This is a genomic window from Bacillus cereus group sp. BfR-BA-01430, from assembly GCF_022663115.1.
GTDB lineage: Bacteria > Bacillota > Bacilli > Bacillales > Bacillaceae_G > Bacillus_A > Bacillus_A cereus_BD.
This window is the reverse complement of sequence record NZ_JAKUEW010000084.1, coordinates 1-284: the sequence shown is the minus strand read 5'-3', so window position 1 is coordinate 284 and position 284 is coordinate 1. Positions and strand designations below refer to the sequence as shown.

Here is a 284-nt window from a genome sequence, read left to right as displayed (position 1 = left end):
TTAACTTCCGTGTTCGGTATGGGAACGGGTGTGACCTCTCTGCCATCATTACCAGACAATATTCATTTGAGACAATCATTATTATACCTAATTCACTTAAAAAGTCAACAGGTTTTTTATATTCTCTCAAAACTAGATAACACTCATGTAGTTCTTAACGTAATCTAGCTCCAACGGCTCTGAACAAGCCGTTTCCGCTTTTTTTATTGGTTAAGTCCTCGATCTATTAGTATTCGTCAGCTCCACGTGTCACCACGCTTCCACCTCGAACCTATCAACCTGAT

The 284-nt window shown here is 39.8% G+C and carries 1 rRNA gene; it reads right to left on the bottom strand.

The annotated features are described in order from the left end of the window. A 5S ribosomal RNA gene (gene rrf, locus MR058_RS23900) occupies positions 1–56 on the bottom strand; the annotation flags it as partial. Between the last annotated feature and the right edge of the window lie 228 nt (positions 57–284).